The sequence below is a fragment of the Polyangiaceae bacterium genome (genome assembly GCA_015075635.1).
GTDB lineage: Bacteria > Myxococcota_A > Polyangia > Polyangiales > Polyangiaceae > JADJKB01.
Genome location: JABTUA010000002.1, coordinates 1 through 23453, shown reverse-complemented (window position 1 = coordinate 23453; position 23453 = coordinate 1). Strand labels below are relative to the sequence as shown.

Annotated in this window: 24 protein-coding genes and 1 pseudogene; 12 read left to right on the top strand and 13 right to left on the bottom strand. The window is 66.3% G+C overall.

Annotation, left to right across the window (positions count from 1 at the left end; translation table 11 throughout):
* Positions 1-398 precede the first annotated feature (398 nt).
* From HS104_16450 to HS104_16440, 3 genes are all read left to right on the top strand, one after another.
* Positions 399-890, top strand: a complete 492-nt coding sequence (locus HS104_16450; GenBank protein ID MBE7481557.1) for a hypothetical protein — start codon at positions 399-401, stop codon at positions 888-890.
* On the top strand, positions 887-1954 hold the full coding sequence (locus tag HS104_16445; GenBank protein ID MBE7481556.1) for a hypothetical protein: 1068 nt from the start codon (positions 887-889) through the stop codon (positions 1952-1954). Before HS104_16450 ends, HS104_16445 begins: the two co-directional genes overlap by 4 nt.
* A 110-nt stretch (positions 1955-2064) precedes the next feature.
* Entirely contained in the window at positions 2065-2592 is a 528-nt protein-coding gene (locus tag HS104_16440) for a hypothetical protein (protein ID MBE7481555.1), read from the top strand.
* A 473-nt stretch (positions 2593-3065) separates the two neighbouring features.
* Here HS104_16440 and HS104_16435 read toward each other — a convergent pair whose 3' ends face one another.
* The 3 genes from HS104_16435 to HS104_16425 form a co-directional block, all read right to left on the bottom strand.
* Entirely contained in the window at positions 3066-3482 is a 417-nt protein-coding gene (locus HS104_16435) for a TRASH domain-containing protein (GenBank protein ID MBE7481554.1), read from the bottom strand.
* 208 nt (positions 3483-3690) lie between these two features.
* Positions 3691-3933, bottom strand: coding sequence for a hypothetical protein (locus HS104_16430; GenBank protein MBE7481553.1), 243 nt, complete (start codon positions 3931-3933; stop codon positions 3691-3693).
* 30 nt (positions 3934-3963) lie between these two features.
* A complete protein-coding gene (locus tag HS104_16425; GenBank protein ID MBE7481552.1) occupies positions 3964-4665 on the bottom strand; it encodes a PepSY domain-containing protein in 702 nt (233 codons plus the stop codon).
* Positions 4666-4756: 91 nt separating this feature from the next.
* On the opposite strand from HS104_16425, the gene HS104_16420 reads away from it, so the two are divergent.
* Complete coding sequence (locus HS104_16420; protein MBE7481551.1) at positions 4757-5818, top strand: hypothetical protein; 1062 nt, start codon at positions 4757-4759, stop codon at positions 5816-5818.
* Between the two features lie 73 nt (positions 5819-5891).
* Here HS104_16420 and HS104_16415 read toward each other — a convergent pair whose 3' ends face one another.
* Positions 5892-6644, bottom strand: coding sequence for a hypothetical protein (locus tag HS104_16415; GenBank protein ID MBE7481550.1), 753 nt, complete (start codon positions 6642-6644; stop codon positions 5892-5894).
* A 68-nt stretch (positions 6645-6712) separates the two neighbouring features.
* Here HS104_16415 and HS104_16410 point away from each other — a divergent pair, with 68 nt between their 5' ends.
* From HS104_16410 to HS104_16395, 4 genes are all read left to right on the top strand, one after another.
* A complete protein-coding gene (locus tag HS104_16410) occupies positions 6713-7021 on the top strand; it encodes a DUF559 domain-containing protein (GenBank protein ID MBE7481549.1) in 309 nt (102 codons plus the stop codon).
* Between the two features lie 205 nt (positions 7022-7226).
* The gene (locus HS104_16405) at positions 7227-8708 is read left to right on the top strand and encodes a transposase (GenBank protein ID MBE7481548.1); all 1482 of its coding nucleotides are present in this window, start codon (positions 7227-7229) and stop codon (positions 8706-8708) included.
* Between the two features lie 253 nt (positions 8709-8961).
* Positions 8962-9120 carry a hypothetical protein gene (locus HS104_16400; protein ID MBE7481547.1) on the top strand — a complete coding sequence of 53 codons (159 nt, stop codon included), beginning with the start codon at positions 8962-8964 and terminating at the stop codon, positions 9118-9120.
* Positions 9117-9995 (top strand): IS3 family transposase, encoded by an 879-nt coding sequence (locus tag HS104_16395; GenBank protein MBE7481546.1) that lies wholly within the window; start codon positions 9117-9119, stop codon positions 9993-9995. Before HS104_16400 ends, HS104_16395 begins: the two co-directional genes overlap by 4 nt.
* On the opposite strand, the gene HS104_16390 is transcribed toward HS104_16395, so the two are convergent.
* Positions 9962-10396: a transposase gene (locus tag HS104_16390; protein ID MBE7481545.1), complete on the bottom strand. Its 435-nt coding sequence runs from the start codon at positions 10394-10396 to the stop codon at positions 9962-9964. The two genes, HS104_16395 and HS104_16390, sit on opposite strands and share 34 nt — an antisense overlap.
* Positions 10397-10663: 267 nt before the next feature.
* Between HS104_16390 and tnpB the strand changes: the two genes are divergently transcribed.
* Positions 10664-11032: an IS66 family insertion sequence element accessory protein TnpB gene (tnpB, locus tag HS104_16385; protein ID MBE7481544.1), complete on the top strand. Its 369-nt coding sequence runs from the start codon at positions 10664-10666 to the stop codon at positions 11030-11032.
* Positions 11033-11045: 13 nt separating this feature from the next.
* On the top strand, positions 11046-12551 hold the full coding sequence (locus HS104_16380; protein MBE7481543.1) for an IS66 family transposase: 1506 nt from the start codon (positions 11046-11048) through the stop codon (positions 12549-12551).
* A 232-nt stretch (positions 12552-12783) separates the two neighbouring features.
* Here the strand turns inward: HS104_16380 and HS104_16375 are convergent, their stop codons facing one another.
* From HS104_16375 to HS104_16360, 4 genes and pseudogenes are all read right to left on the bottom strand, one after another.
* Entirely contained in the window at positions 12784-14265 is a 1482-nt protein-coding gene (locus tag HS104_16375; protein MBE7481542.1) for a hypothetical protein, read from the bottom strand.
* Positions 14266-14595: 330 nt separating this feature from the next.
* A pseudogene (locus HS104_16370) lies at positions 14596-15701 on the bottom strand (IS3 family transposase).
* Positions 15702-15720: 19 nt separating this feature from the next.
* Positions 15721-15867: a hypothetical protein gene (locus HS104_16365; GenBank protein ID MBE7481541.1), complete on the bottom strand. Its 147-nt coding sequence runs from the start codon at positions 15865-15867 to the stop codon at positions 15721-15723.
* Positions 15831-17267, bottom strand: coding sequence for a hypothetical protein (locus tag HS104_16360; GenBank protein ID MBE7481540.1), 1437 nt, complete (start codon positions 17265-17267; stop codon positions 15831-15833). Before HS104_16360 ends, HS104_16365 begins: the two co-directional genes overlap by 37 nt.
* A gap of 96 nt (positions 17268-17363) precedes the next feature.
* On the opposite strand from HS104_16360, the gene HS104_16355 reads away from it, so the two are divergent.
* The gene (locus HS104_16355) at positions 17364-17669 is read left to right on the top strand and encodes a hypothetical protein (GenBank protein MBE7481539.1); all 306 of its coding nucleotides are present in this window, start codon (positions 17364-17366) and stop codon (positions 17667-17669) included.
* 1036 nt (positions 17670-18705) lie between these two features.
* Here HS104_16355 and HS104_16350 read toward each other — a convergent pair.
* The 4 genes from HS104_16350 to HS104_16335 form a co-directional block, all read right to left on the bottom strand.
* The gene (locus HS104_16350; protein MBE7481538.1) at positions 18706-19110 is read right to left on the bottom strand and encodes a hypothetical protein; all 405 of its coding nucleotides are present in this window, start codon (positions 19108-19110) and stop codon (positions 18706-18708) included.
* Positions 19111-19531: 421 nt separating this feature from the next.
* Positions 19532-20869 carry an IS4 family transposase gene (locus HS104_16345; protein MBE7481537.1) on the bottom strand — a complete coding sequence of 446 codons (1338 nt, stop codon included), beginning with the start codon at positions 20867-20869 and terminating at the stop codon, positions 19532-19534.
* 81 nt (positions 20870-20950) lie between these two features.
* Positions 20951-21862 carry a hypothetical protein gene (locus HS104_16340; GenBank protein MBE7481536.1) on the bottom strand — a complete coding sequence of 304 codons (912 nt, stop codon included), beginning with the start codon at positions 21860-21862 and terminating at the stop codon, positions 20951-20953.
* 646 nt (positions 21863-22508) lie between these two features.
* The gene (locus HS104_16335) at positions 22509-23063 is read right to left on the bottom strand and encodes a hypothetical protein (GenBank protein ID MBE7481535.1); all 555 of its coding nucleotides are present in this window, start codon (positions 23061-23063) and stop codon (positions 22509-22511) included.
* A gap of 68 nt (positions 23064-23131) precedes the next feature.
* On the opposite strand from HS104_16335, the gene HS104_16330 reads away from it, so the two are divergent.
* A complete protein-coding gene (locus tag HS104_16330) occupies positions 23132-23440 on the top strand; it encodes a DUF559 domain-containing protein (protein ID MBE7481534.1) in 309 nt (102 codons plus the stop codon).
* Positions 23441-23453: the final 13 nt, after the last annotated feature.

Genomic DNA, 23453 nt, shown 5'->3' with positions numbered 1-23453 from the left:
TCACACCGCGACGCTTGGGCCTGCCCCTGGCCGGCACGCACGTTGCTAGAAGTTGGCTTCGTGGGGGAGCGGCCGCTCTCGTCCGGCCTCCCGGGACCTCCCCAACCGGTGGACGCTCCTCTGCACCAACTCGATACTCGCACACCAAGGACGGAAGGCATGACTCGAGCAGCTTGGATTCTAGCTCTGCTGGTTGCTTCGCTAGCAGCGGGTTGCAACAACGCGCCCGCCAGCGCAACGCCGCGTGAGGCGCCGCCAGTCGCGAGCGCGGCGAGCCCGGCGCCCGCCACCGGCTACGCGTGTCCGATGCATCCGGAGGTGACCGACACGAAGGCGTCCGATTGCCCCAAGTGTGGCATGAGGCTCGTGCCTGCCCCTGCCGGCGGTGGTTCGGCACATTGAGGCGCGGCTCACTCACCGTCGCGGCCGCGCTGACTCTCACGAGCGCCTGCAAGGATCCGGTGCTCGAAGCGCGGGTCGAAGCGCTCGGGCCCGACACCGGCCCCTACCCAGCCGGTCCCAATCACCGCGCCGGAGCCCCGTGCACGCTGTGCCACATGGAGGGCAGCGCCGCGAGCTCGCCCTTCGACCTCGGCGGCACGGTGTACGCCCGCGTGAGCACCAAGGAGGGCCTCGGAGGCGTGAAGGTTCGGCTCTTCGACAACGACGGCGATGAGCTCGGCGTCGTGACGAACGAGGTCGGCAACTTCTTTCTCCGGGAGGGTGAGCTCGGTCCCATCGACTTCCCGATCTGGGTCGAGCTCGCGCACCAGGGAGAAGTCACCGCCATGCAGGCACCCATCTTCCGCGAGCGGTCGTGCGCGACCTGCCACGCGGATCCGGCGGGCCCGTCCAGCCCCGGTCACGTCTATCTCCGGGAGGAGCCATGAGGCGCGTCGCGGTCGCCGTCGCCGTCGTCGCCGCGGCCTGCACGGTCTCGAGCGCACAGAAGTCATTCGATGTGCCTAGCTCGGAGGGCTTCAGGTACGTGAGCGAGATGCTGGGCGCGCGCTGCGGGAGCCTCGATTGTCATGGTCAGGCCGGGCGCAATCTTCGAATCTACTCGAGGTTTGGCCTGCGCCTGTCCAGCGCCGACGTGCCCGGCCGGGGTCAGACCACCTCGGCCGAGCACGAAGCGAACTACGCGTCCGTGGTGATGGGCGAGCCCGAGCTCCTGTCGCAAGTGCTCGGCGACGGAGGGCGCGATCCACAACGACTGACGCTGGTACGCAAGGCGCGCTACCAGGAGAGCCACAAGGGCGGTCGCGCCGTCGACGCGTACGGGGACCGCTGCATCGTCTCTTGGCTCGAAGGAGAAATCGACAAGAAGGCGTGCTTCACCGCCTCCATCCTCCAGAAGCCACCGGGATTCGGCACGGCCGGCGGAAGCGGCGGCGCGAGCACGGGCGGTGCCGGCGGACAGGGGGGGCTCGCAGGGTCGCCCTCCGCCGGCGGTACGGGTGGCGTCGCTGTCGGTGGCACCGGCGGTACCCTGGCTAGCGGGGGCACGACCGGCAGCGGCGGTTATACGTGCGGCTTGGAGTTCTGGCCGTGTGCCCTCGACGTCTACGCCGAATGCTCCGCCGCCAAGCCGTCCCCGCCGGGCCACCAGGTCTACGCAAAGGCCGACTGTCAGAGCTGCCACGGCCCTCTCGGGCCCGGGCAGGAGTTCGTGTTCAGCGGCGTGGTGTGGTCGCACGACACGAAGGCCGGCGCGGAGCATGTGCAGGTTGCAGTGAAGAGTGGAGCCGAATTTTTCCTCACGTGCAGCGACCAGCTAGGCTTCTTCTTCGTTCCGACAGCGGGGCAGCCCGCGCCGAACTGGCCGAAGGCGGAGACCCATATCCGGGCCGTGCTCGGCGAGAAGATCATGCCGGCGGACAAGGAACACAAACCTTCGTGCAACTCGTCGGACTGTCACGCGCATGTCGAGCATACGTTGTGGGCGCCCTGACGCGCGCGTGATCGCTGCGGTCACAGCGCACGAACTGCGCGGGTGCGCTCCTTGCATGACGGGAAGCTCCAAGCCTGGATCGCGTAGCAGCGAGCAGAGAGGAGCTTCACATGCCGTGGCGACTTGCACTGATCTCGATCTCGTTCGCGTTGTTCGGGGGCTGCATGATGAATCACGAATGCGGAGGGAAAGGAGGAATGTGCGGAGGCGGAGCAGACACTGTGGGAGCTTGCAGCTCGGATCACGACTGCCCAAACGGGACCCGCTGCGGCTCGAGCTCGACCTGCATTTCCGATGACGCGCCAAGCGGATGCAGCGACGACGGTCAGTGTGCGACGGACGGCTACTGCGACGCGAGCGAGGGATTGTGCCGCCAAGGCACGGCGTGCCAGGGAGAAGGCGACTGCGAAGCGGGGTTCAACTGCGACCCGACCCGCGCGCTGTGCTTGCCAGCCGCCGACCCCACCTGCGCCGAGCTGAAAGCGGAGGCAGAGTGCGCCGCACGCGCGGACTGTCTCCCCGTATACGCGGGCATCGAGTGTTCTTGCGGCGCGGACTGCACCTGCCAAGGTGGAGAGCCCGGCTGTGTCTGCAAGAGCTTCGAGTTCTTCCGCTGCGCGGACGCGTCATCGGGTTGAGCTTCCTGCTGCCGTGCGGAGCCGGCGTGCAGCCGCCGCGGTGGCACGGCGCCCCCTGAGCTTCTTAGTCTGTCGTGACGGTGTTGGTCACGTCGCGCGGCCCGCGGCGGCGAGCTTCTCCGCGAAAATCGGTCCTCGCGCGGCCGGCACGTGGTTTGCTGCTGAGGCATGCCGTACTTGCCCTCGCGTGCGCGTGCGGTCCGTTCCACCTCGGGTCGCGCCGTACGCGAGGGCGAGACACCCATGTGCGCTTGCGCGGCAAAGGCAACGCGACGGTCGTGGCTCCCGCGTCCTCCCCGCTGACAAGGTCACGAGTGGAGAACCGGCGGAGCGAGGATGGCCCCAGAGAACGGCGCCCCAGCTTCGTGACCAGACGCTTTGTTCGGCACGCCGAACAGAGCGGTCGCGCCAATGAACATTACGACGAAAGCCGCCATCCCGTGCTCTCGTGCCGTCGTGATTGCCACGTTGCCTCAGCGTCGGGCGTCGCTCAGCTTCTCCCCTTTGTAGGCCGCGAAGGTTTCGTCGCTTTCGAAGTAGAGAACCTTCTTGCTGTTCCCGGTTCTGCGCTTGCCGATCACTGCGCTTGCTTTGTCGACTGGGTGCCCGCTGACAGGGTCGATAGCGCTACGGGTCGCCGGCTCGTCGTTCAACCGCTTCTCGCACATGGGGCAACAGCCGTAGTAGGTCTTGTTTTCCACCACGACGGCGCTTTGGTCTTGGCCCATGTAGCGGTTGTTGACCATGCATACCTTCTTGGATTCGACGCGTTCGAGCACGGTCTGGACGGTCGTGCCCGGCCCGGAGCCGCTCGTGTCAGAGTCGCTACCGGGTCGCTGGCAACTCGCCACGGCCACCGCTGCAAGGAAGACCATCAACGGCTTGGTCATGCTTGGCTGCGCTGCAACCACCATGCCGGCATGCCGGGTCGACGTGAGCCCTTCGTGGCGAGGCACTCGAGATCGGGCTAGCGCGACGACCCGTGATCAACACACACCGGCGTGATCCGCGCGGTCACGGGGCGCTCGGTGACACCAAAGCGCTCGGCCTGACGCCGGCCCGCCAGGAGCACTACCTCCGCCCCACCTCTGACGAACGTCACTCGGGAACGTGGGCGTGCGCGCCCGCTTCCGGCTCGTCGTGATGATCCGCGGCGGCACGGCAGTGGTGCTTGTCTTCGCCGGGAAGCGCGCCGCAGCCTTCCTTGGCGGCGCAATGGTGCTTCGCCGCGCTCGCTTCCGGAGCGGCCGCGGGCGCCGGCTGTGCCCCGGCGCAGCCGGCCAGCGCCCCGGCGACGAGGCCGCCGCTCGCGAGCCGCGCCAACATGCGTGTCCGTGCCATCTTGCTCAGTAGCGCACCCCGCAACCTCCTTCAAGCCCGCTCTCTCCACCATCGCCTGGCGCGAAGCACCCACAGCACGAGACCGCTGAATACGGTGAGCACGGCGAGCACCGACGCGCCTCGGATCAGCAAGTGGTTGAAGCTCTCTCGCTCGCGGTAGTCCATGATGTGGAGCGACCAGAGGAAGTCGAAGGCGCGCCATAGGTCGCTGCGCCGCGCCGTCACCTCTCCCGAGGTGGCGTCGACGTAGACGACGGTGTGCGCTGCGTCGTCCAACTCGACTTGCCATGCAGGGACCGGCTTCCCTCGAAGCTCGACGGGTGCCGCTTCGATCCGGCGCGCTTCGCGCACGGCCGGCGATGCGGGTTGATCGCGGCGCGCGGTCGCTTCGGCCTCTTCGCGCGTGACCGGGGCAGCTTGCCCGCTCTCGGCGGAGAGGCGTATCGCGCGATTCTTGGCACGAACCAGCCAAAATCCGCCTGCCGGTGAGGCGCGGAGCTCGAGGCTAATCGGCGCGTCGAGGCCGAGCGCTGCTGCGCGGCCGAGAGCCACTCTCGGCGCGACGACCTCGCCAGCCTCCAGCAGAAGGACGTTGGCGTCCTGGACGAAGGGGCCACGCACGGTCTCGATTGGGACCATGGCGAAGAACGCGCCGCTGAGTGTCCAGATCGCGAGCTGCAAGAACGCCGCTGCCGAGAGCCAGCGATGCAGCGCGTAGAGTCGCCGGTTCATCGGCGCCGTTCTAGCGCGGTTCGATTCGGCGTCGCGTGATCGATTTGGTCACAGGTGACGCTCCCCGTGTCGCGTGCCAAGCTCTGCCGGGATGCGCGGCGGGTCGGGCGTGGGACTGCTGTTCGTTGCGGGCATGGCCCTGGCCTGCGGAAGCGAGGCAGAGGGCGTGGCCAAGGAGCAGCCGAAGCTCCCCGACGCGGCGCTCGTGGACGCGTTCAACGATGGAGCCGGGACTGCCGACGCTGGCAAGGACGCCGGGGTGCCGTTCGCGGGGCCGTCGAGCCTGTCCGAGACCGGCATCTTCAGCGACATGCAGAGCCGGACCCTCGCGCCGGGAGTCCTGGCCTACGACGTACGCTTTCCGCTTTGGTCGGACGGAGCCGAGAAGCAGCGCTTCGTGAGCGTGCCGAGCGGCACCCAGGTGGACACGTCTTACATGGACGTTTGGAAGTTTCCCATCGGCACCAAAGCGTGGAAGGAGTTCCGCGTCGCTGGCAAGCTGATCGAGACGCGCTTCTTGTGGAAGCAAGCGGAGGGTGTCGACGGCTGGCTCAAGGTCGCGTACGTCTGGGACGAGGCTGGAATGGACGCCTACCCCAAGCCCGACGGCGTGCCCGACGCGGCCGGCACCAAGCACGACGTGCCCAGCGTCGAGCAGTGTGAGCAGTGTCACAACGGCGCCGGGGACGTGCTGATCGGCGTGGGCGCGATCCAGCTCAGCAAGGAGGCCGGCGGAGGAGCGCTGACGGCTTTCGTCTCGAAGGGCTGGCTGTCACAGCCACCCGCGGCGGAGTTTCCGGTGCCCGGCGACGGCGTGGTCGAAAACACGATCGGGTACCTGCACGGCAACTGTGGCCACTGCCACAACGACGAGAGCTTCCTGGCTCAGAAGCGCGCCCTGCGCCTGAAGCTCCTCACTTCCGCCAAGACGCCCGAAGAGACGCCGCTCTACAAGACGGCTCTCGGCGCGCCGGCCTTCCACGACCTCTACGGCACTCAGGTCATCGTCACCCCGGGCGCCCCGCAGACGAGCCAGCTCCATCAGCGGATGAAGGTCCGCAACCTGGATCAGATGCCGCCACTGGGGACCGAGCTCGCCGACGCCGCCGCGCTCGCGATAATAGCGGAGTGGATCACCGGGCTCCCGCCGTGAGCTCGCTCTACCTCATCCACTGGCCCGACCACGCGAGCGCCACGTCGTCCCCGAGCGGCATGTGCGGCGTCGTCTACGTGGTGCCGTGACCCAGGGCGCGGGCGCCCTGGGTGATCCCGAACGATCTCAGGTTGGCGATGAGGCGCCCCAGGCACACGTCCTCACAATCGTCCAGGGCGCACGCGTAGTCACTGCGATGCCGCACTTCGATCACCAGCTCGACCTCGCCAGGCGCGTCCGGTGAGGCGGAGTAGTGGAGTGAGTGGTCGAACGGGCGCACGGCGAAACGCGTTCGCCATTCCGGGCGCGGCAGCGCTGCGTGGGCCAGGGCGCCGAGGTCGATCCACATCGCCTGGCATTTCGTGCACCCCGGGTTCACTAGCTTCTCCGTGTCGGGATGGCGGCCGATCAGCGCCACATCGTAGCCCACCGTGCGCAGCCCACCGATCTGGTCAGCGGTCAGTTGCTCCTTGGCGGACGAGCGAAGCCTTTCGTTGTACTCGGGTGGGGGCAGGTCATCGGGGAGTTGCGACCACGCGTCATCGCGCGCCTTCGCAGCGATGTAGTACGCTGTCCACTCATCACGTGGCGCCCTCTCGCGCCACGAGAGAAAGTGGCCGCACTCGTGAGCGAGCGTGAACGTCTCGGCGAGTAGATTCGGTGGCGGAAGATGCGCGCCGCCCGCGTTTCGGCTGCGCGTGGGCCGATTGACCGCTTCGTAGAAAGGCCGCGCGATAGTGATGGTGGGACGCTTCTCGCCACGTTCGCGCGGATCCGGGTGGAACGACCCGGACCCTTCTTCCGCCAGGCCGTCGTAACGCACCACGACACCCTGCTGCGTCGCTGTCTTGGAAGACCACTCACTCGCAAGTCATCGAAGCTCGGGCGCGCGCCATGCGCTTTGCGCAGACGCCCACGGAGGAGGCGCTGTGGCGGGAGCTGCGTGGCGGGAAGCTGGGCGCGGTCGTCCGACGTCAGTACGTCGTCGGCCGGTACATCGCGGACTTCGCCGTGCCCTCCGTGCGCGTCGTGATTGAGGTCGATGGCGCGTACCACGCCAGCCGGCGTGCGGCCGATGCGCGCCGGGACCGGGAGCTTGGTCGCCGCGGGTGGCGGGTGTTGCGGCTGCCGGCGGAGCTCGTTGCCCGGGACCTCGGGGAAGCGGTCGCGCGCGTGCGCGCGGTGCTCGGCAGCGATGGGTGACGGTGGCACCCCGCCGGGTGTCACGAAGCGCGTCGATCGCCACCTGAGTTCGCCACTTCGCCACCTTGTGAGCGAGCGAAACAGCGGGGTTTTGGGTTCACCTGGCTGGCACGCCGCTCGCTGAGGCGGCAGTGGCGTGGGCCACCCTGCACATGCGCTCGCACAGCCCGAGCGCTCGCGCTTCCGCCACCGGCCGGAGAGGACCGTGCTCTACCAGACGGTGGCGGAGCACTGGCCGGCGTTCCTCGAGCGCGCGGAGGAGCACGGCGGACTGCCGCGCTTCGTGGTGAAGGAGTTCGAGGAGTACCTTCGCTGCGGGCGTCTCGAGCACGGGTGTCTGCATCTGGTCTGTCGCGAGTGCGGCTACTCCGAGCTCGTCGCCTTCTCCTGCAAACAGCGCGGATTCTGCCCCTCCTGCCTCGGTCGGCGGATGGCGGACACCGCCGTCCACTTGGAGCAGAGCGTCCTGCCGCGCGTGCCCATTCGCCATTGGATCTGCTCACTGCCCTGGGGACTGCGAGCCTTGCTCGGCTACGACCGGAAGCTCTGCGCCGAGGTGGTGAGCGCGTTCATGGCAGAGGTGGACCGCTCACTGCGCTGGCGAGCGAAGCGCCAGCTCGGGCTAGCGAGCGTCGCAGACGCGCACACGGGCGGCGTGGCCGCGGTGCAGAGGACGGACAGCGCGCTGCGCCTGAACGTCCACTTCCACTCGCTGGTGCTCGACGGCGTTTACGTTCACGAGAACGACGACCCGCGCTCGCCGCTCGAGTTTCGCGAGCTCGACACGCCCACGCGAACCGACATCGCCGAGGTGGCCGCGCGCACCGCCGCTCGCGTCGAGAAGCTCCTCCGAGCGCACGGCAAGAGCCTCGACCCCGAGCTCGTCGAGGACACGCCACCAGAGCTCGCCCTCGACGAGCCTGGCCTGGCCGCCTGCTACGCCGCCGCCGCGCAGGGCCTCTCCGTGAGCGGCGACCGCGCTGGCCAGCCGCCGCTTCGCCTCATCGCCTCGCCCGACCCACCCGCGCGCCCCCGCGCCGTCGATGCGACCGACCAGCCCATCGCAGAGGTGCGCGGTATCAACATCCACGCCGTGCAGGTCGTGGACGGGCGGGACCGCCGTCGCGTGGAGCGGCTCTGCAAGTACATCACGCGCCCCCCCGTCGCGCAGGACCGCCTCGAGCGCCGCGCGGACGGCAAGCTCGAGCTGACGTTCAAGAAGGTGTGGCGCGACGGCACGCGAGCGCTCGTGTTCGAGCCAGCTGACCTCATCCCGCGGCTCGTCGCTGCTGTGCCCCCGCCGCGATTCCACTTGCTCCGGTACTTCGGCGTACTCTCGAGCCACTCCTCGCGCCGGCGTCTCGTCGTGCCCACGCCCGCGCTCGACGACGCGACCGCGAACAAGCCCCCGCCTGCTCGCGGCGATCAGCTCGAGCTGATCGGCGACACGGACGACGCGCCCGCACCCCGAAAGCGGTGGGCCTGGCTCCTCGCTCACGTCTTCGCCGCCGACGTGGAGACCTGCCCGCGCTGCTCGGGGCCCATGCGCTGGGCCGAGGTCGCCAACACCCGCGCCCAGATCACCCGCCTGCTCGCGGAGCATGGCCTCGGCCCGAGGGCCCCGCCTGCGACCCGTGTCGGCGTTAGCGTGCCCGAGCAGTTGATGTTGGGGTTCGGGAAGGAGTGAGACGTCGGTGAGCGCCTCGCCGAAGGCGGAGCTGTGCCCTGCGCAGCCGGCGACGCGGAGAATCTCTGCCGAGCTGCGTCGGACGCCCGCCGCGCGAGGGTTCGCGGGCAGCACTCGACCCGAGCTCCGCCGCCGCGTATCTTGGACTCGGTGGGTTTTGACAGATGGAAACTCCTACGCGCTGTCGTGCAGGCGACCGGACCATCGCGCAGGTGGCACAGGACCTTGACCTCACCGAGACCGCGCTTCGTGATTGGGTGAAGCGAGCTGGGCCTTCGAGCAGCCAGAGGGCGCTGTCACCGAGGACGAACGCGCCGAGCTGCAACGACTTCGACGCGAGAACAAGCGCCTGCAGATGGAGCGCGAGATCCTAAAAAAAGCCACGGCCTTCTTCGCGAAGGAGAATTCGTGAGATTCGAATTCATCCGCGAGGAGAAGGCCAGCTTCCCCGTGAGCCTCATGTGTCACGTTCTCGAGGTGTCTCGGAGCGGCTTCTACGCCTGGCTGAAACGGCCACGGTCGAAGCGCTCCGTCGAGGACGAGCGGCTCGCGCTGGAGGCGGCGGCCATTCACCAGGAGAGCCGCGGAACGTACGGCAGTCCGCGCGTGCATGCCGAGCTCGTCGCCCGAGGGCACGACGTTGGCGTCAAGCGCGTCGAACGAGTGATGCGAGAAAACAGCATCAAAGTCACGCTTCGGCGTCGATTTCGAACCACGACGAATTCCGATCACGCACTCCCCGTTGCGCCGAACCTCCTGGAGCGCGACATCAGCGCCGACGCTCCGAACAAGGTGTGGGTCACGGGCATCACGTACATCGCGACCGAGGAGGGGTGGCTCTTCCTCGCGGCGATTCTCGACCTCTACTCCCGCCGAGTCGTTGGCTGGGCGATGGGCGAGCGGCTGACGCGGCAGCTCACCCTGGACGCGCTGGACATGGCGCTCACGCACCGCCGGCCGGAGGCTGGGCTGCTTCACCACTCGGACCGCGGTTGCCAGTACGCCAGCGCTGACTACCAACGAGCTCTTCGTCAGCGCGGCCTCGTGTGCAGCATGAGCCGCAAAGGCGATTGCTGGGACAACGCTGTGGCCGAGAGCTTCTTCGCCACGCTGAAGGTTGAGCTCGTGCATCGCGAGAACTTCGCAACGCGCTCGCAGGCGAAGGCGGCCGTCTTCGAGTACGTCGAGGCCTTCTACAATCGCCATCGCCGCCATTCGACTCTCGGCTACCTCAGCCCAATCGACTTCGAGAATCAGGCAACACAACCCACTGCACTTGCGGCATAGTCATGCTGTCCACGGAACCGGGGGAATTCCACCTCGACGCCGCACATCTCGTGCAGGTGCCCCTTGATGTCCCAGACGCTCATCCCGCGGGCGTAGAGGGCCAGGATGCGGTCGTCGAAGCCGGTCAGCCGGCGCTCCCGCTTGCGGACCAGCTGGGGCTCGAAGCTGCCCTCGCGGTCCCGAGGCACGTCCACCCTGACTTCCCCTTGGTCGGTGGGCAGTGACCCATCAGCGACACCGGGATGATTTCCGCGGACGTGGCCGCCAGGCTCGGCTTCGACGCGGAGGTCATCAGTGGCAAATGGACGGAAGATCGAGGACGAGGCGGAGGCGCGGCGGTGCCTGCTCGCGGCGAAGCGGAAGGGCCTGAGCGCCGGGGAGTGGGCGCGGGCGCACGACATCGACGGGCGGTCTCTGAACGCGTGGCGGGTGAATCTCGAACGGCGGGGAGCGAGCGCTCAGCCGCGACGGCGAAAGTCGAAGGCGGCAGCGACGGCGCACGCGTTGGTCGAGCTTGTTCCCGCTTCGCCGAGCATCGCCGTGGCCGGGAGGGGCCGGTACGTTCTCGAGGTTGCCAGGGCTCGGGTGGAGTTCGGTGACGACGTTTCGGTCGAGACGCTGCACCGGGTACTCGAGGCTTTGCGCTCGTGCTGAGCCTACCTCCGACGGTGCGCGTGTTCGTGGCGGTGGCCCCACTCGACATGCGCGGCTCCTTCGACGCCCTCGCCGGCGCTGTGCGCGGCCTGGGGCTCGATCCAGTCGATGGCCACCTGTATCTCTTCCTCAACAAGCGCAGGCGGATCGCGAAGGCTCTGTGGTTCGACGGGTCGGGCTGGTGTGTTCTCGCCAAGCGCCTCGAGGCTGGGAGCTTTCAGCTTCCGCTGCTGGACGGCGACAAGCCGCAGGTGGTGATCGACGGCTCGGCGTTCGCCTCGCTGCTGGCTGGGATCGACTTCACAGCGGCGCGGCGCGGCTGGTACCGGCGGCCTCGATTCGAAAAAGCACGCAAGGGGATCGACACGGATCTCCAAGTATGATCTCTACTCGTCTGTGGACGGGCTGGAAGCGCTGCGCAAGGAGAACGCCGAGCTCCGTGCGCAAGTCGCGCAGCTCCTCACCGAGCTGGCACGGCTCAACGATCGCGTCTCGGAGCTGCTCGCGGTAGCGCAGCGCAAGCAGCGAAAGGCTCCTGCTCCCGGCGCTGCAGCGCCAGCCGCTGCCCCGCCCGTCGTCGAGGGAGAAGCCCAGCGTGCTTTCGAGGAGCGGCCCAAGGCCCCGGACAAGCCTGCCGCCGAGCCTCCGCCGAAGAAGAAGGCGAGGCCAACGGGGCGCAAGCCGATCCCCAGCCACCTCGAAGCCGAAGAGCACGAGCTCCGCCCCGATGCGTGCGGCGAGTGCGGCGGAGCTGCCCTGGACGTCGTCGACGAGCTCGTCGAGGAGAAGCTCCACGTCGTCAAGGAACACCAGCGCCGGCGCGTCGTTCGTCGCTACACGTGTCGCTGTCGCGAGTGTGGCGAGCGCACGACGCTGCGCTCTCTGCCTGCCCCTTACGAGCGCTCCAAGGTCACCTGCGAGTGGCTCGCGTGGCTCGTGTACCAGAAGTTCTGGCTGCTCACGCCGCTCGACCGCATCCGGCGCGACCTCGCCGAGCGCGGAGTCCCGATCGCGATGAGCACGCTGGTGACCTTCATCGAGCGCGCTGCCGACCTGCTGTCGGGCATCGACGGTTTGCACTGGAAGCAGCTGCTCGCCGGCTCCTGGATGGCTACCGACGGCACCGGGTTGAAGGTCATCATCAAGAAGCTTCCCGCTGCGCACAACGGTTACGTGGAGCTCTACCGCAACCACGACGTCGCGGTCTTTCAGTACGAGCCCGACAAGAGCGGCGAGGTCGTCGCCGCGAAGCTCAGACCCTTCCGAGGTACCCTCACCGCCGATGCCGAGCATCGCTTCAACGACGTCTTCGCTTCAGGCCGCGTGCTCGAGGCCGGGTGCAACGCCCACGGCCGTCGCAAGTTCCGTGACGCAGAAGACACCCAGCCGGTGCTCGCTCTCGAAGGCGGCGCCTTCCTGGGCGCGATCTACGGCGAAGAGGGAGAGGCGCAGAAGCTCGGCCTGGTCGGAGAGGCGCTCAGAGAACATCGCCAGCGGTGCATTCGCCCCATCGTCCAGGACTTCGAGCGCTGGCGCGACGCCGTCGAGCCGACGCTCTTGCCCTCCGAGCCGCTGGCGGCGGCGATTCGGTACTACAAGAACCATCGGGACGCGCTCTTCCGTTTCGTCGACGACCCGCTGGTCCCCATCGACAACTCTCCCACCGAGCGCGAGTTTCAGAACGTCGCCAAGCTGCGCCTCAACATGCTCTTCGCCGGCAGCACGGAAGGCGCCCACCGTGCTTGCGTGCTCCTCGGCATCATCGCCACCTGTCGAGCTCTAGGTGTCCCTGCGCAGGCCTATCTCACCTGGGCCTTCGAGCGCCTCGGGACCCACCGCGATGTCTTCGCGCTGCCGCTCGAGGCCCTGACCCCCGCCGCGTTCAAGAAGACCCTCGGCTGAGCCCCACGCACGATTCCACCCGCCGCGCATCCCGGCGTCGCTGATCGGTCACGGTGGGCAGCGTCTTGCTGGAGTAGCCGTTCCGACCATTGCTGGCCCCTCCGGCCGCGCATGACCGGCGTCGCACCCGAGGTGGCTGAAACGCCTTCTCGACCAGGCGGGCCGTGAGCTGCCAGAGAAGACCCCCTTCGCCGAGCGGGTCCTCCGGGTTCTTCCTCCCTGGCGGCGGAGCCTACGGGCGGTCGTTCCGCAAGTAGAGGCGCACTGATCCGTTGTGGGCGGCCAGACGGTACTCCGTCTCGAGCATACCAAGCACCTCAGGGCAGAATCGCGCCACCTCCTGCAGACCATCAGGGCCCGACTCGGGCAGTTCATCCATGAACACCATGGCCGCCGGATGACTCGCGCGGAGACGCCGGCAAGCATCGTCTTGGACCACCTTCTGGAGCGCGATGATTTCCGCGCGCTGTTGAGGACTCACTTGCGTGTACGCGCCGCCCGGCTCGAGTGCACCGCGGTAATTGAGCAACCATGCAACCTCGTATGGCGTCGCTGGGAGCCGCTGAGCGAGGAACCCCAGGATGATGTCCCGGCCGTAGAAGAAGAGGCGGTCGTCCGCTCTCGTCTTGCTGCGCAGCACCTCCGCAATGCGCCGGGGATCATTGATCTCGGGTAGTGCTTTGAGCTGCTTGTCCTCCTTCAACCAGTAGCTCCTCTGCACCATTTCGAACGCCCGGGTACCGACAAAGAGAAGCAACCCGACGGCACCTAGCTTTCGAGCGGCGCTCCACCTGGTCGAAGCGCGCGGCTCATCCCACACTGCTGCTAGCGCCACCGTGAAGAAGACGACCGCGCTGCCGACCACGATGGAGAATTGATAGCTCCAGCCCTTGGCTTGGATGACGGCAAGCGCGAATTGGAGCGACGGCGCGACGGCGAAAGGAAGCACGTCGCGGCGGACTAGCTGCACCCCGACTGCGGCGCCTCCGCCCACGAGCAGCGTCACCGCGGTGAGTCCGAAGTCCGATCTGGCCGCGAGCACTTCGCTGAGTTGGACCGCGAACCAATGCCGATACACCGTAAAAGCGTAGCGGAAATACCAGAACCAGAATCCGGAGAGACTTCCGAAGATGGCGATGAAGAGCAGCACCAAGACTAGCGCCGACAGCACTCCGATCCCGAAGTAGAACACGCGTCGCTTGCGTGTAAATCCTGGGCTGTCGCTCTGCAGCAGGAGAATGGACAAGCCGAGGGCCGGGTAGAGCACACCCGAATGCTTGCCAAACATCTGAAGGGCGGTCAGGAAGCCGCCCCCCAGAAGCATGATGGTAGCAGCGCCCGTGGACTTGTCCGCACACCGGAAAAGGAGCGCGAGGCCCGCCATGCCGAGCAGGACGTAGTACTCCTCGCGCTGTACCGACCCGCCGAAATCGAAGCTGAAGAGGAAAGCGAGCCAGACAGAAGCGTGAAACAGCCCCCAGACCACAGGCGCGGTCCAGCGCACGAGCGCGCCGCGCGGGGAGAGCAGTGCTCCGGTGCCAAACGCAACGACGAGATGAAAAATCAAATCCGCTTTGCGAAAAGCCTTCTCGCTCGTTTTCGCGAAGAGCTGCAGCGTTGCGTGAATCATATAGATCAGCGGGCCATCCGGTGTCGCGATGGTGTCGTAGATACGCTCGCCCTTTCGCATGCACCACGCCACGTACTGGAACATGGCAGGGTCCCGGAACAGAAACGTGTCTGTGTAGTTCCCCCATGCGACACAGAACCAGGGCAGGAGGGTCAATGGCACAAGAACTGGAAGGCAATCGCGCCAGAACCGAGGCGTGCGAACGGTGAGTACAGTGGACACTGAAGGATAACACCATGGAACGACCTTGCAGAAAGTGTCAACAAGTGGGAGACGCATGGACCCTTGCGTACGTGCTTCGATATGCCGGCGGCGTACCGGCGCGGACACGCTCCGGACTCGTCACATCGTCGAGCCGCCGATGCACCAAAGCGCAGTTGTCGTACGCCGCCGCCTTTGACGTGCCCCCCGACTCTAGGCCACTCGTAGTGTGAGTCCGGTTCGGGTGTTCAATGCGAACTCCTTCGGCGTCAAGTTGCCGAGTGAGCTGTGTGGTCTCTCCGTGTTGTATTCGTTCCTCCAATTCTCGATCTTCATCCGAGCGTCTTCGATGCCCGTGAACCAGTGCTGGTTGAGGCACTCGTCTCGAAGGCGGCCGTTGAAGCTCTCGGCGAAGGCGTTCTCGATGGGCTTCCCCGGACGGATGAAGTGAATGCGCACTCCGCGCCGGTACGCCCAGCGGTCGAGTTCCGGACCCGCGAACTCCGGCCCGTTGTCGACGATGATGGTCTTCGGCAGGCCGCGCGTTCGGCCAGGCGCTCGAGCACGCGGGCCACGCGGAAGCTAGGCAGGGAGAAGTCGACCTCGATGGCGATGGACTCCCGGGTGCAGTTGTCGACGATGGCGAGTGCTCGGAAGCGACGCCCGTCGGCGAGCTGGTCGTGCACGAAGTCCATCGACCAAGTCTGGTTGGGCGAGCGAGGCGTCTCGATGGGCACGCGCTGCCCGGCGGCGAACCGCTTGCGCTTGCGCTTCCTGACGGCCAGGCCCTCCTCGCGGTAGAGCCGGTACACGCGCTTGTGGTTGACCTGGTGGCCCTCGCGGCCGAGGCGCCAGTGCAGCCGCCGGTAGCCGTAGCGCGGCAACTCTGCTGCGAGCTGTCTGAGCTTCTCCACGAGCTTTGTCGGCCGAACGCGGCGCGCCGTGTACAGACACGTCGAGCGCGAAAGCCCGAGCGCACGACAGGCGCGTCGCACGCTCACTTTTGGAGCGCTCTGTCATGTAGCGCACGGCGCAGCGCTTTGCCGCGGGCCTCACCATTTTTTTGTAGAGACGTCGCGCAACATCTCGATGTCGAGGGCTTGCTCAGCCACCATCTTCTTCAGGCGCCGATTCTCGTCCTCGAGCTCGCGAAGCCGTTTTGCGTCGCTGACCGTCATGCCCGCGTACTTCGCCTTCCAGCGGTAGAAAGTCTGCTCGGTCACACCGAGCTTGCGCACGACCGTCCCGACCTTCGCGCCGGCGTCGACCTGCTTCAGTGCTGCGATGATTTGCTGCTCCGAAAACTTGCTCTTCCTCATGATGTCCTTCAATAAGGACTCACGAATCAACTGGTCCAGTTTTCGGGGGGCACGTCACAACCTCGAACACCCTCGAATGAGCCGGGCCGTCTAGGTCAAGAAGGTCGGGGTCATGGAGGCGCGGGATGATCAGCACGTGGCCGGGACGTATCGGCCGGGCGTCCATGAACGCGACCACGTCACACCAGCGTCGGAGATCATACGCATGGCGTACTCCTCTGGAGTACCGTCGTGCGCCCGCAGCCCAGCCTCGCCTTCGCTCGCAATTCGCTCGACAATACGATGAAGCAAGTTCTCCAGGTACTCGTTGTGGTACGCCGCGAACTGCGCCTGCCCCTCTTCGACGGGCTGCTTCCGAGCCCAGGCAGCGAACCGCCGCTGGACAGCATCCAACCGTGTCCTGCGGATATCCGCGATCCGATCAAGATAGTCCACCGCCGTCTCAGCGATCATTGTGACCTGCGGTGCGAGGTGGAGCAGCGAACTTGGGATTGAGCCCATGCCGGGATCGATGACCTGGATCGTCCGATGCGGCCCCCGCTCAAGCCATTCGCGGACAACGGTGTTGATGTGCAGGTCTCCGAAGCTGTAGCCGATTGCGATGAGTTCGGTAAGTCGGTTCAGGTTGTAGCGGAAATGGTCGAGAACAGGTTTTGGGAGAACTTGGTCGCGATGAGGGTCGAACTTGTAGGCCCCGGAGAGAAGCGTACGTCGCAGGAACTGCATCTCGCCGACCTCGTCCGCGTAGGCGATCTCGTTCGTCGGCTTCACACTCCCGTTGACGTACGAGTCCGCGTACAGCAACTCAGTGTTCGCCACCTGAAGGGCCTCGAACACCGCGGCGACGCTCGGATCGCTGGGTAGGACGCGGAGCAGATTTTTGCCGTCCCGAAAAGCGAACACATCGAGCGAACCGTGGACCTTCAAGAGGTTAATCCCGGGCTTGCCGAGTTCGATGAAGCCGCGCTGACCTTGGTCGATGTGATCTTGCAGCACGACCTCGGCAAGCAGGTCGCCGATCCTACGCCCATGCCGATCGCGTCGAGGTAGGTGGATGACGCCGTCGGGAAAGCCACAGTTCAGGGCGAGCTGATGTCTGGCACACAACGCTTCGACGATCAGGTCGTGGTTCAGTGAAAAGATCCAAAGCGGGGTATTCTGCTCGGCCAAGACGGCGATCCCGTCGAGAACCCGGATCCATTCGGCTATCTTGCTGACGTTGTTGACGTGTCTCAGGTGGAGCACGTGGTAGACGATCTCCACGAGCCACGAGTAGGCGTGGTGGTACTCCCGCTGCATGGGAAGCGGACCGGGCCGTTGATGCTGGGCCTCCAGGTAGCCGAGTATGGCCTCGTAGTGCATGTCCGGCCGTGTGAGAACGCGGCAGATGTCGTTCGTCACGGCTTCCGTGTGGCCGTTGCCTTGGGTTTTCCAGCGCTCGTTGAACGACCTGAACTTCTCGGGGGTGAGCCAACGGCGAAGCTCATCGGTCAGCTCCCACACGAGCGGCATCCCAGCCTCGCACGAAAAGCCAGCACCAAGAAGTAAGCCGGTGAGTGCGCTCATCCTCGTGGATGGTTCAAGGCGATCGGCGGAACGTCAAGGCGTCTCCGCACGCAAAGGGCGGGTCGAGCTCCCACGCCGATCGTGACGAGCGGGCTCTTGAACTATTCCATCCGCGCGGCGATGAACTTGCTCGCGGGCGTGTTCGGCAACACGAGCGCACGAACGCGCCCCTCCGTCCCTGGGTTGGTCGTAGAACCACCCGAGGTGGGTAAGGGGGTTACGATCGGCGCAGACCAGGACTGCGTGCTCGCCTTCCTGTTCACGCGCGGCGGTACACCCGAATCGACGCGCGGCGGTACACCCGAATCGATCAGCGCAGCGCAGGGATCGAGCAGACGCGCCTTTGAGCCCGCGGCACCGCAAGGGCTTTTGGCGCATCTGCTCGGTCTTCAATCAGCTTAGCCTAAACGCCCGCAGACCGTAGTCGCGGGCGTACAGCCGGCGTCCGGTTTTCGGGTGGGTGACCGTCAACGAGTACATCGCGTTTTGGGCGTGCGCTATCTGCTTGCCCACCGCGGAGTACGCCGCGTGCGATGTTTGCCGAGCCGAGAAGTGCTGCCCGGAGTGGTCCTCGCTGTTTCAGAGTCCCGAGTTCAAGACCTTGATGGAGTGCGAGCAGCCGTGTGACTCGATTGCATGCGAGGGCGCGTGTCTTGGCAAGCTGGGAAAGGCTGACGAAGCGCTCAACGCCTGCGCGACTTCGGCCTGCGCGAACGAGTGCTAACGAGGGTCGCCTCGCGTGGCTCTGACTGCATAACGGCACACGCGTTGACCCGCGAGCGCCGTGGCCCATCGTATCAGACAGCAAGGCGTGAACGCACGCGGGCGCGTGCCGCATCAGTGTGTCGCCCGCGGGCGCGGGACGGACGGTGATGGAGCCAAGGCCGGCGCTCGGCGGGTCAAACGCGAGTTAGACGGCAGTCTCGGAGCAGACGCGCTAGCAACAAGGTCCGCCGTCAGGAAAGAAGTTCCCGCATGTCACGTGCCAGTAGTTGTCGGACTGGCAAGTGACCTTGACCCAGCAGCTCAAAGATCCAACGTCGCAGACCAGACCGGGGGTCGCGCATGGCGCGCCATCTTTCGGGGGTGGCTCCATCGGCGAGGGACAACCCGTCGAGGAGTCCTTTGCGTCGAGCCCAGCGTCGCTCGCAGCATCGCTCGGCGCACCGTCGTCGGTGGAACTCGAACACGCGCCAAACGCGAGCGCGCCAAGGAATGCGATCGCGAAACTGTCCCGAAGTCTCATGGAGCTGGCCGTATAACGGGAGTGGCGTTCACCCGCGAACGCCGGAGATCATCGTAGCAGAGCGCGAGGCGCTGCAGAGGCGGGCGAGTGCCGAAGACAGAGTGGTCGCCCGCGGGCGCGGAACGGACGGTGAAGCTCGCGTGGCCGGCGTTCGGCGGGTGCAACGTCCAGTTATGCGGGACGCGGAGCGGGTCAGTTCGCAGTCGCACGCGCGCGCTGGCGCCGTTGGCGAACAGTATCGGTCACCACGACCACAAGACGCGGGAACAGATACCAAAAGACGGCGTTGGCTAAGACCGCCACCATCGTCTGGGTCCCAACGTAGTCGCGACCCTGGTCGTCGAAGTACGCGGCCATGAAGGGGATGCCGGCGACGTGGCCGGGTCTGCCGTTTGCGCCGGCGTAGGGGTACGCCATGAAACCGGTCAGGGGCCATGACGCAACAGCAAGGGCTAGGCCGATCCAGCGCGCAATCCTCCACCACCTTGTGAACGCGCTTGAGGGGTCCGCGGCACTCCGCGACCTGCCGACCCGCGAAGCTACGAACCCGCCGACAATTCCAAGCAGTCCGACGATGGCGAGAGCAACGATGGGCATGTCGCTCGTCTCCGGATAACGAGACACACGTTCACCCGCGAACGCCGAGCGTCAAGTCGTCAGTCGGCAAGGCGGGACAGACGCGGGCGAGTGCCGCATCAGAGTGGTCGCCCGCGGAGGCGGAACGGACGGTGAAGTCGGCAAGACCGGCGTTCGGCGGGTGCAACGTGAGTTAGCCAGCTGCTCAACGATGCATGAGATGTTCTGACTGCTGTAGGAACGACCAAATCCTGACCGCGAAAGCGAAGACTCCTTCAACGAGGAGCGCGTCAACGATTGAGCAGGCACGCGAGTCGCGCAGCCGTGCCAATCGAGCGGGGTCGTATCGGACCACGTTCCCAAGGTGAAAAAACGCAAGGAAGATTGGGATTTCCTCCGGCAAGAGAAGCGTGGAATTGCTGACGGGAGCATCGGTGATCGCTTAGGCCGCTGCACGACGTGAACTCGCTGAGTTTCCGGGGGCTCGATAGGCATGTGCACGGCGCTCGACGGACTGAAGCAGGTGAAGGCGACGACGGTTCGGGTCTGGGGCCTCGTGGAGCAGCAGGTCGAGCAAGACTGGGTCGTCGCGGCCTTCGATGACGACGGCGAGCAGGTCGGTTGCGTGCTGGCTCATGAGCACGCTCCAGCGTCGTGCCGGGAGAAGGAATCCCGGGCGGACCGCGCTGCGCAAGGCGTGAAGGAGCGCTCGGCTCGCGGCCAGCGAGAGAAGAGCGGCGTAGAGCATGGCCTCTACGACGGCGCGCTTTCGGCTCGGGATCTGGTCGAGCCGGTAGTGCGACTTCAGCTCCTTGAAGAGCAACTCGACTTCCCAGCGGACGGCGTACACGCGGGCGATATCGGCCGGCTGGAGCGCCTCGACGCCGATGTTGGTGATGTACAGGTGGTACTCGCCGGAGGCTTCGTCCCGCACGCCGACGACACGGAAGGTGCGGACCTCGCTGGAGCAGCGCCCGGCGTAGACGCGATGGCGGGAGCGAACCTGTACGGTGACGTCGAGTTCCTCGCGCTGCAGGCGGTCGACGACATCCCAGATGCACTGCCCGACGACGGCGACCGACCGGCCGCGCCAGCGTCGATTCTGAGCAACGATGACCGGGTTGGAGCTGCGCTTGAGCCGGGACACGAAGTAGCCACGGATCTCGTCGAGCCGGCGGAAGAGGCGGAAGTCGAAGTAGCCGAGGTCGAAGAGCAACAACTTGCCGCGAGCCCACGGGCCGAGGACGAGGGCACGGCGATCATGGCGGCGCTCGGCGGTCACCTTGACGGTCTGCTTGCCAGCCCCCGCCACGCACATCACCACATGCACCTTCGCGGCAGCCCGGGTGTGGTTGGTGCGGCAGGCCGGAAACGCCTTGGCCAGCAGCTCGTGCAGGCGGATGACCGTCGAGTCCGCGATCAGGATGTCGCGGAACTGATTGAGCCGCCCAGATGCGGGCCGGCTCAGCCCCCAGGACTGCTGGAGCACGCCGTCGAGCAGCTGCCGGAGCAGCCTCACCAGCGCCGGCGTGAACCGGCAGTAGAAGCTGCTCTCCTCCAGCGTGGTCCGCGAGACCCTCTCGTAGACGCGACGCAGGCCCGCGATGGTCCGGACTTTCCCGGCGGAAAAGCCGAGGATAAGGCTCCAGACCAGGGCGTAGGCGTCGACCTTCCGGACGCGCTGGAACGCGCCCGTCGCCCGAGCGCTCGCTTCGACGAGCGACGGCGGAAGGAACTTGCGGAGCGTGCGGTGAATCGGTACCGATGGCGAGCGGGGCATGCGTCCTCCGAGCTGTGTCGCAACCGCGAGGTCGCACGCTTGCCCCGTTTCCACAACTCCGCGCACCGCGCGAACGGTGGATCACGCGCGCAAGCGATCGGAATGATCCAGGATTCCGCTTACCCGAACACCCATGCTGACGGGAGTGAGGAAGGCGGCAAAGTCGACGGTCGGCTGCATCGGCAGCGTCGAGGACACGCGGGGTGCGAAGCCACCGAGGGGAGCGCGGCCGGCATGCGGGTAGAGCAGATAGCGGCGCTGAATGCGCTGCGCCGCACGAAGAAGGAGCTCATCAGAGGACGATCCGGTGACCAATTCGGAAACGTAGGTCGTATCGCTTTCCTTCTTCAATCCGGCGAGAAGCTTGAAGTGGTTCCTGCCATGCGTGGCCGGTGAGGGCTGCCCATAGAAGGTGAGGCGCGCACGGCCGACGTTCTTCCCGGTGGGCTGAAACTCGGAGGCAAGCGGCGCGAGTCGTTGCACGCCGTAGACTTGGGCGTACTCGAAAGAGACGCACTGAATGTACGGGTAGACGTCTCGCATGGCGAGTCTGCGGGACTTGCGGTTCGGCGTCGTCCAGCGCTTCCCGGTGAGCGCCTTGTAGAACAGCGCTCCGGCACCCCGACCTTGGAGTGTGATGTGATCTGTCTGCAGGTCCTGCACTGCGGTCTGGATGCCGCTCCAGGACATGCCGTGCCATTTCTCCTTTTGAAGTTCCGCGAGCCCACCCGAGGCCACAATCACGATTTTAGCAAGGTCGAGGAGGCCGTAATACGCGGCAATGTAGGAAACATGCGCCGGCCCCGAAAGCGCTTGTTCAATGAGTGCGACGGCCACTTCCGCGTGTGCGGCCATGGCTCTTGCCGCATCGGTCGTCACGGTAGACCCGACGAACCCGTGACGCTCTTTCAGGAGGTCAGAGCAAAGCCCCACGCTGCGCAGTCCGCGGATCCAGTTGAGCGCAGCCGCCAACGGGTCGAGCGGCGTGGACACCGTGTCGATCCGGTCGTAACGCGAGAGAGGCATTGTGTCGTCGAAGGCTGGCTAACGAACGGCGTTCACCCGCGAACGCCGGAGATCATGGTAGCAGAGCGCGGGGCGCTGCAGAGGCGGGCGAGTGCCGAAGACAGAGTGGTCGCCCGCCGGCGCGGAACGGACGGTGAAACTCGGCATGGCCGGCGTTCGGTGGGTGCAACGTCGAGTTAGACAGCGTTGAAAATCGGCGGTGAAGTTCTGTGCATTGTCGGTTCCTGACGGTGATTCTGGCGAAAGCGCCGTGGACCGCGAGCAGCGCCGGTTCGCTGCCGGTGGCGCCGCTTCCAGCGGCACGAGCTCCGGGGTGCGCGGGACGCGTGGGAACGCGTGAGTGACTTTCGGACTTTAACCGTCAGCGAGGCGCCGTGGTCTTGGCGGCGCTGCAACAGCGCGCAAAAGTGCGGCTGTATAACGAGACACACGTTCACCCGCGAACGCCGAGCGTCAAGTCGTCAGTCGGCAAGGCGCCACTCACGCGGGCGAGTGCCGTATCAGAATGTTCGCCCGCGGAAGCGGAACGGACGGTGAAGTCGGCAAGACTGGCGTTCGGCGGGTGCAACGTGAGTTATCCCGTGGTCCCATCGGCACGGTCGCCGGGTTCGACCTAATCGAAACGAAGGTCGTCGTCCCAAAGCTCGTCGAGACCAAGTCGGTATCGATGGTCGTGTAGGCCTCTGATCGTCCTCTCGTCGTACGCCGGTAAGTCCTCAAACCCCAAAGACTCCAGGAGTTCGCGGCCAATCGCCCATGCGCGTGCTTCTTCAGCGAGAATAAGGTCGATCTGGTCAGCGGTCAGTTGCTCCTTGGCGGACGAGCGAAGCCTTTCGTTGTACTCGGGTGGGGGCAGGTCATCGGGGAGTTGCGACCACGCGTCATCGCGCGCCTTCGCAGCGATGTAGTACGCTGTCCACTCATCACGTGGCGCCCTCTCGCGCCACGAGAGAAAGTGGCCGCACTCGTGAGCGAGCGTGAACGTCTCGGCGAGTAGATTCGGTGGCGGAAGATGCGCGCCGCCCGCGTTTCGGCTGCGCGTGGGCCGATTGACCGCTTCGTAGAAAGGCCGCGCGATAGTGATGGTGGGACGCTTCTCGCCACGTTCGCGCGGATCCGGGTGGAACGACCCGGACCCTTCTTCCGCCAGGCCGTCGTAACGCACCACGACACCCTGCTGCGTCGCTGTCTTGGAAGACCACTCACTCGCAAGTCATCGAAGCTCGGGCGCGCGCCATGCGCTTTGCGCAGACGCCCACGGAGGAGGCGCTGTGGCGGGAGCTGCGTGGCGGGAAGCTGGGCGCGGTCGTCCGACGTCAGTACGTCGTCGGCCGGTACATCGCGGACTTCGCCGTGCCCTCCGTGCGCGTCGTGATTGAGGTCGATGGCGCGTACCACGCCAGCCGGCGTGCGGCCGATGCGCGCCGGGACCGGGAGCTTGGTCGCCGCGGGTGGCGGGTGTTGCGGCTGCCGGCGGAGCTCGTTGCCCGGGACCTCGGGGAAGCGGTCGCGCGCGTGCGCGCGGTGCTCGGCAGCGATGGGTGACGGTGGCACCCCG

Coding starts and splice junctions, on each gene's coding strand:
- HS104_16445 (MBE7481556.1), top strand. CDS start 887: ATGAGGCGCGTCGCGGTCGCCGTCGCCGTCGTCGCCGCGGCCTGCACG.
- HS104_16425 (MBE7481552.1), bottom strand. CDS start 4,665: ATGAACCGGCGACTCTACGCGCTGCATCGCTGGCTCTCGGCAGCGGCG.
- HS104_16440 (MBE7481555.1), top strand. CDS start 2,065: ATGCCGTGGCGACTTGCACTGATCTCGATCTCGTTCGCGTTGTTCGGG.
- HS104_16390 (MBE7481545.1), bottom strand. CDS start 10,396: ATGTCGTGCGCCCGCGCCCACTCCCCGGCGCTCAGGCCCTTCCGCTTC.
- HS104_16345 (MBE7481537.1), bottom strand. CDS start 20,869: ATGCCCCGCTCGCCATCGGTACCGATTCACCGCACGCTCCGCAAGTTC.
- HS104_16410 (MBE7481549.1), top strand. CDS start 6,713: ATGCGCTTTGCGCAGACGCCCACGGAGGAGGCGCTGTGGCGGGAGCTG.
- HS104_16330 (MBE7481534.1), top strand. CDS start 23,132: ATGCGCTTTGCGCAGACGCCCACGGAGGAGGCGCTGTGGCGGGAGCTG.
- HS104_16365 (MBE7481541.1), bottom strand. CDS start 15,867: ATGGACGCCCGGCCGATACGTCCCGGCCACGTGCTGATCATCCCGCGC.
- HS104_16360 (MBE7481540.1), bottom strand. CDS start 17,267: ATGAGCGCACTCACCGGCTTACTTCTTGGTGCTGGCTTTTCGTGCGAG.
- HS104_16435 (MBE7481554.1), bottom strand. CDS start 3,482: ATGACCAAGCCGTTGATGGTCTTCCTTGCAGCGGTGGCCGTGGCGAGT.
- HS104_16375 (MBE7481542.1), bottom strand. CDS start 14,265: ATGTTCCAGTACGTGGCGTGGTGCATGCGAAAGGGCGAGCGTATCTAC.
- HS104_16350 (MBE7481538.1), bottom strand. CDS start 19,110: ATGCCCATCGTTGCTCTCGCCATCGTCGGACTGCTTGGAATTGTCGGC.
- HS104_16420 (MBE7481551.1), top strand. CDS start 4,757: ATGCGCGGCGGGTCGGGCGTGGGACTGCTGTTCGTTGCGGGCATGGCC.
- HS104_16430 (MBE7481553.1), bottom strand. CDS start 3,933: ATGGCACGGACACGCATGTTGGCGCGGCTCGCGAGCGGCGGCCTCGTC.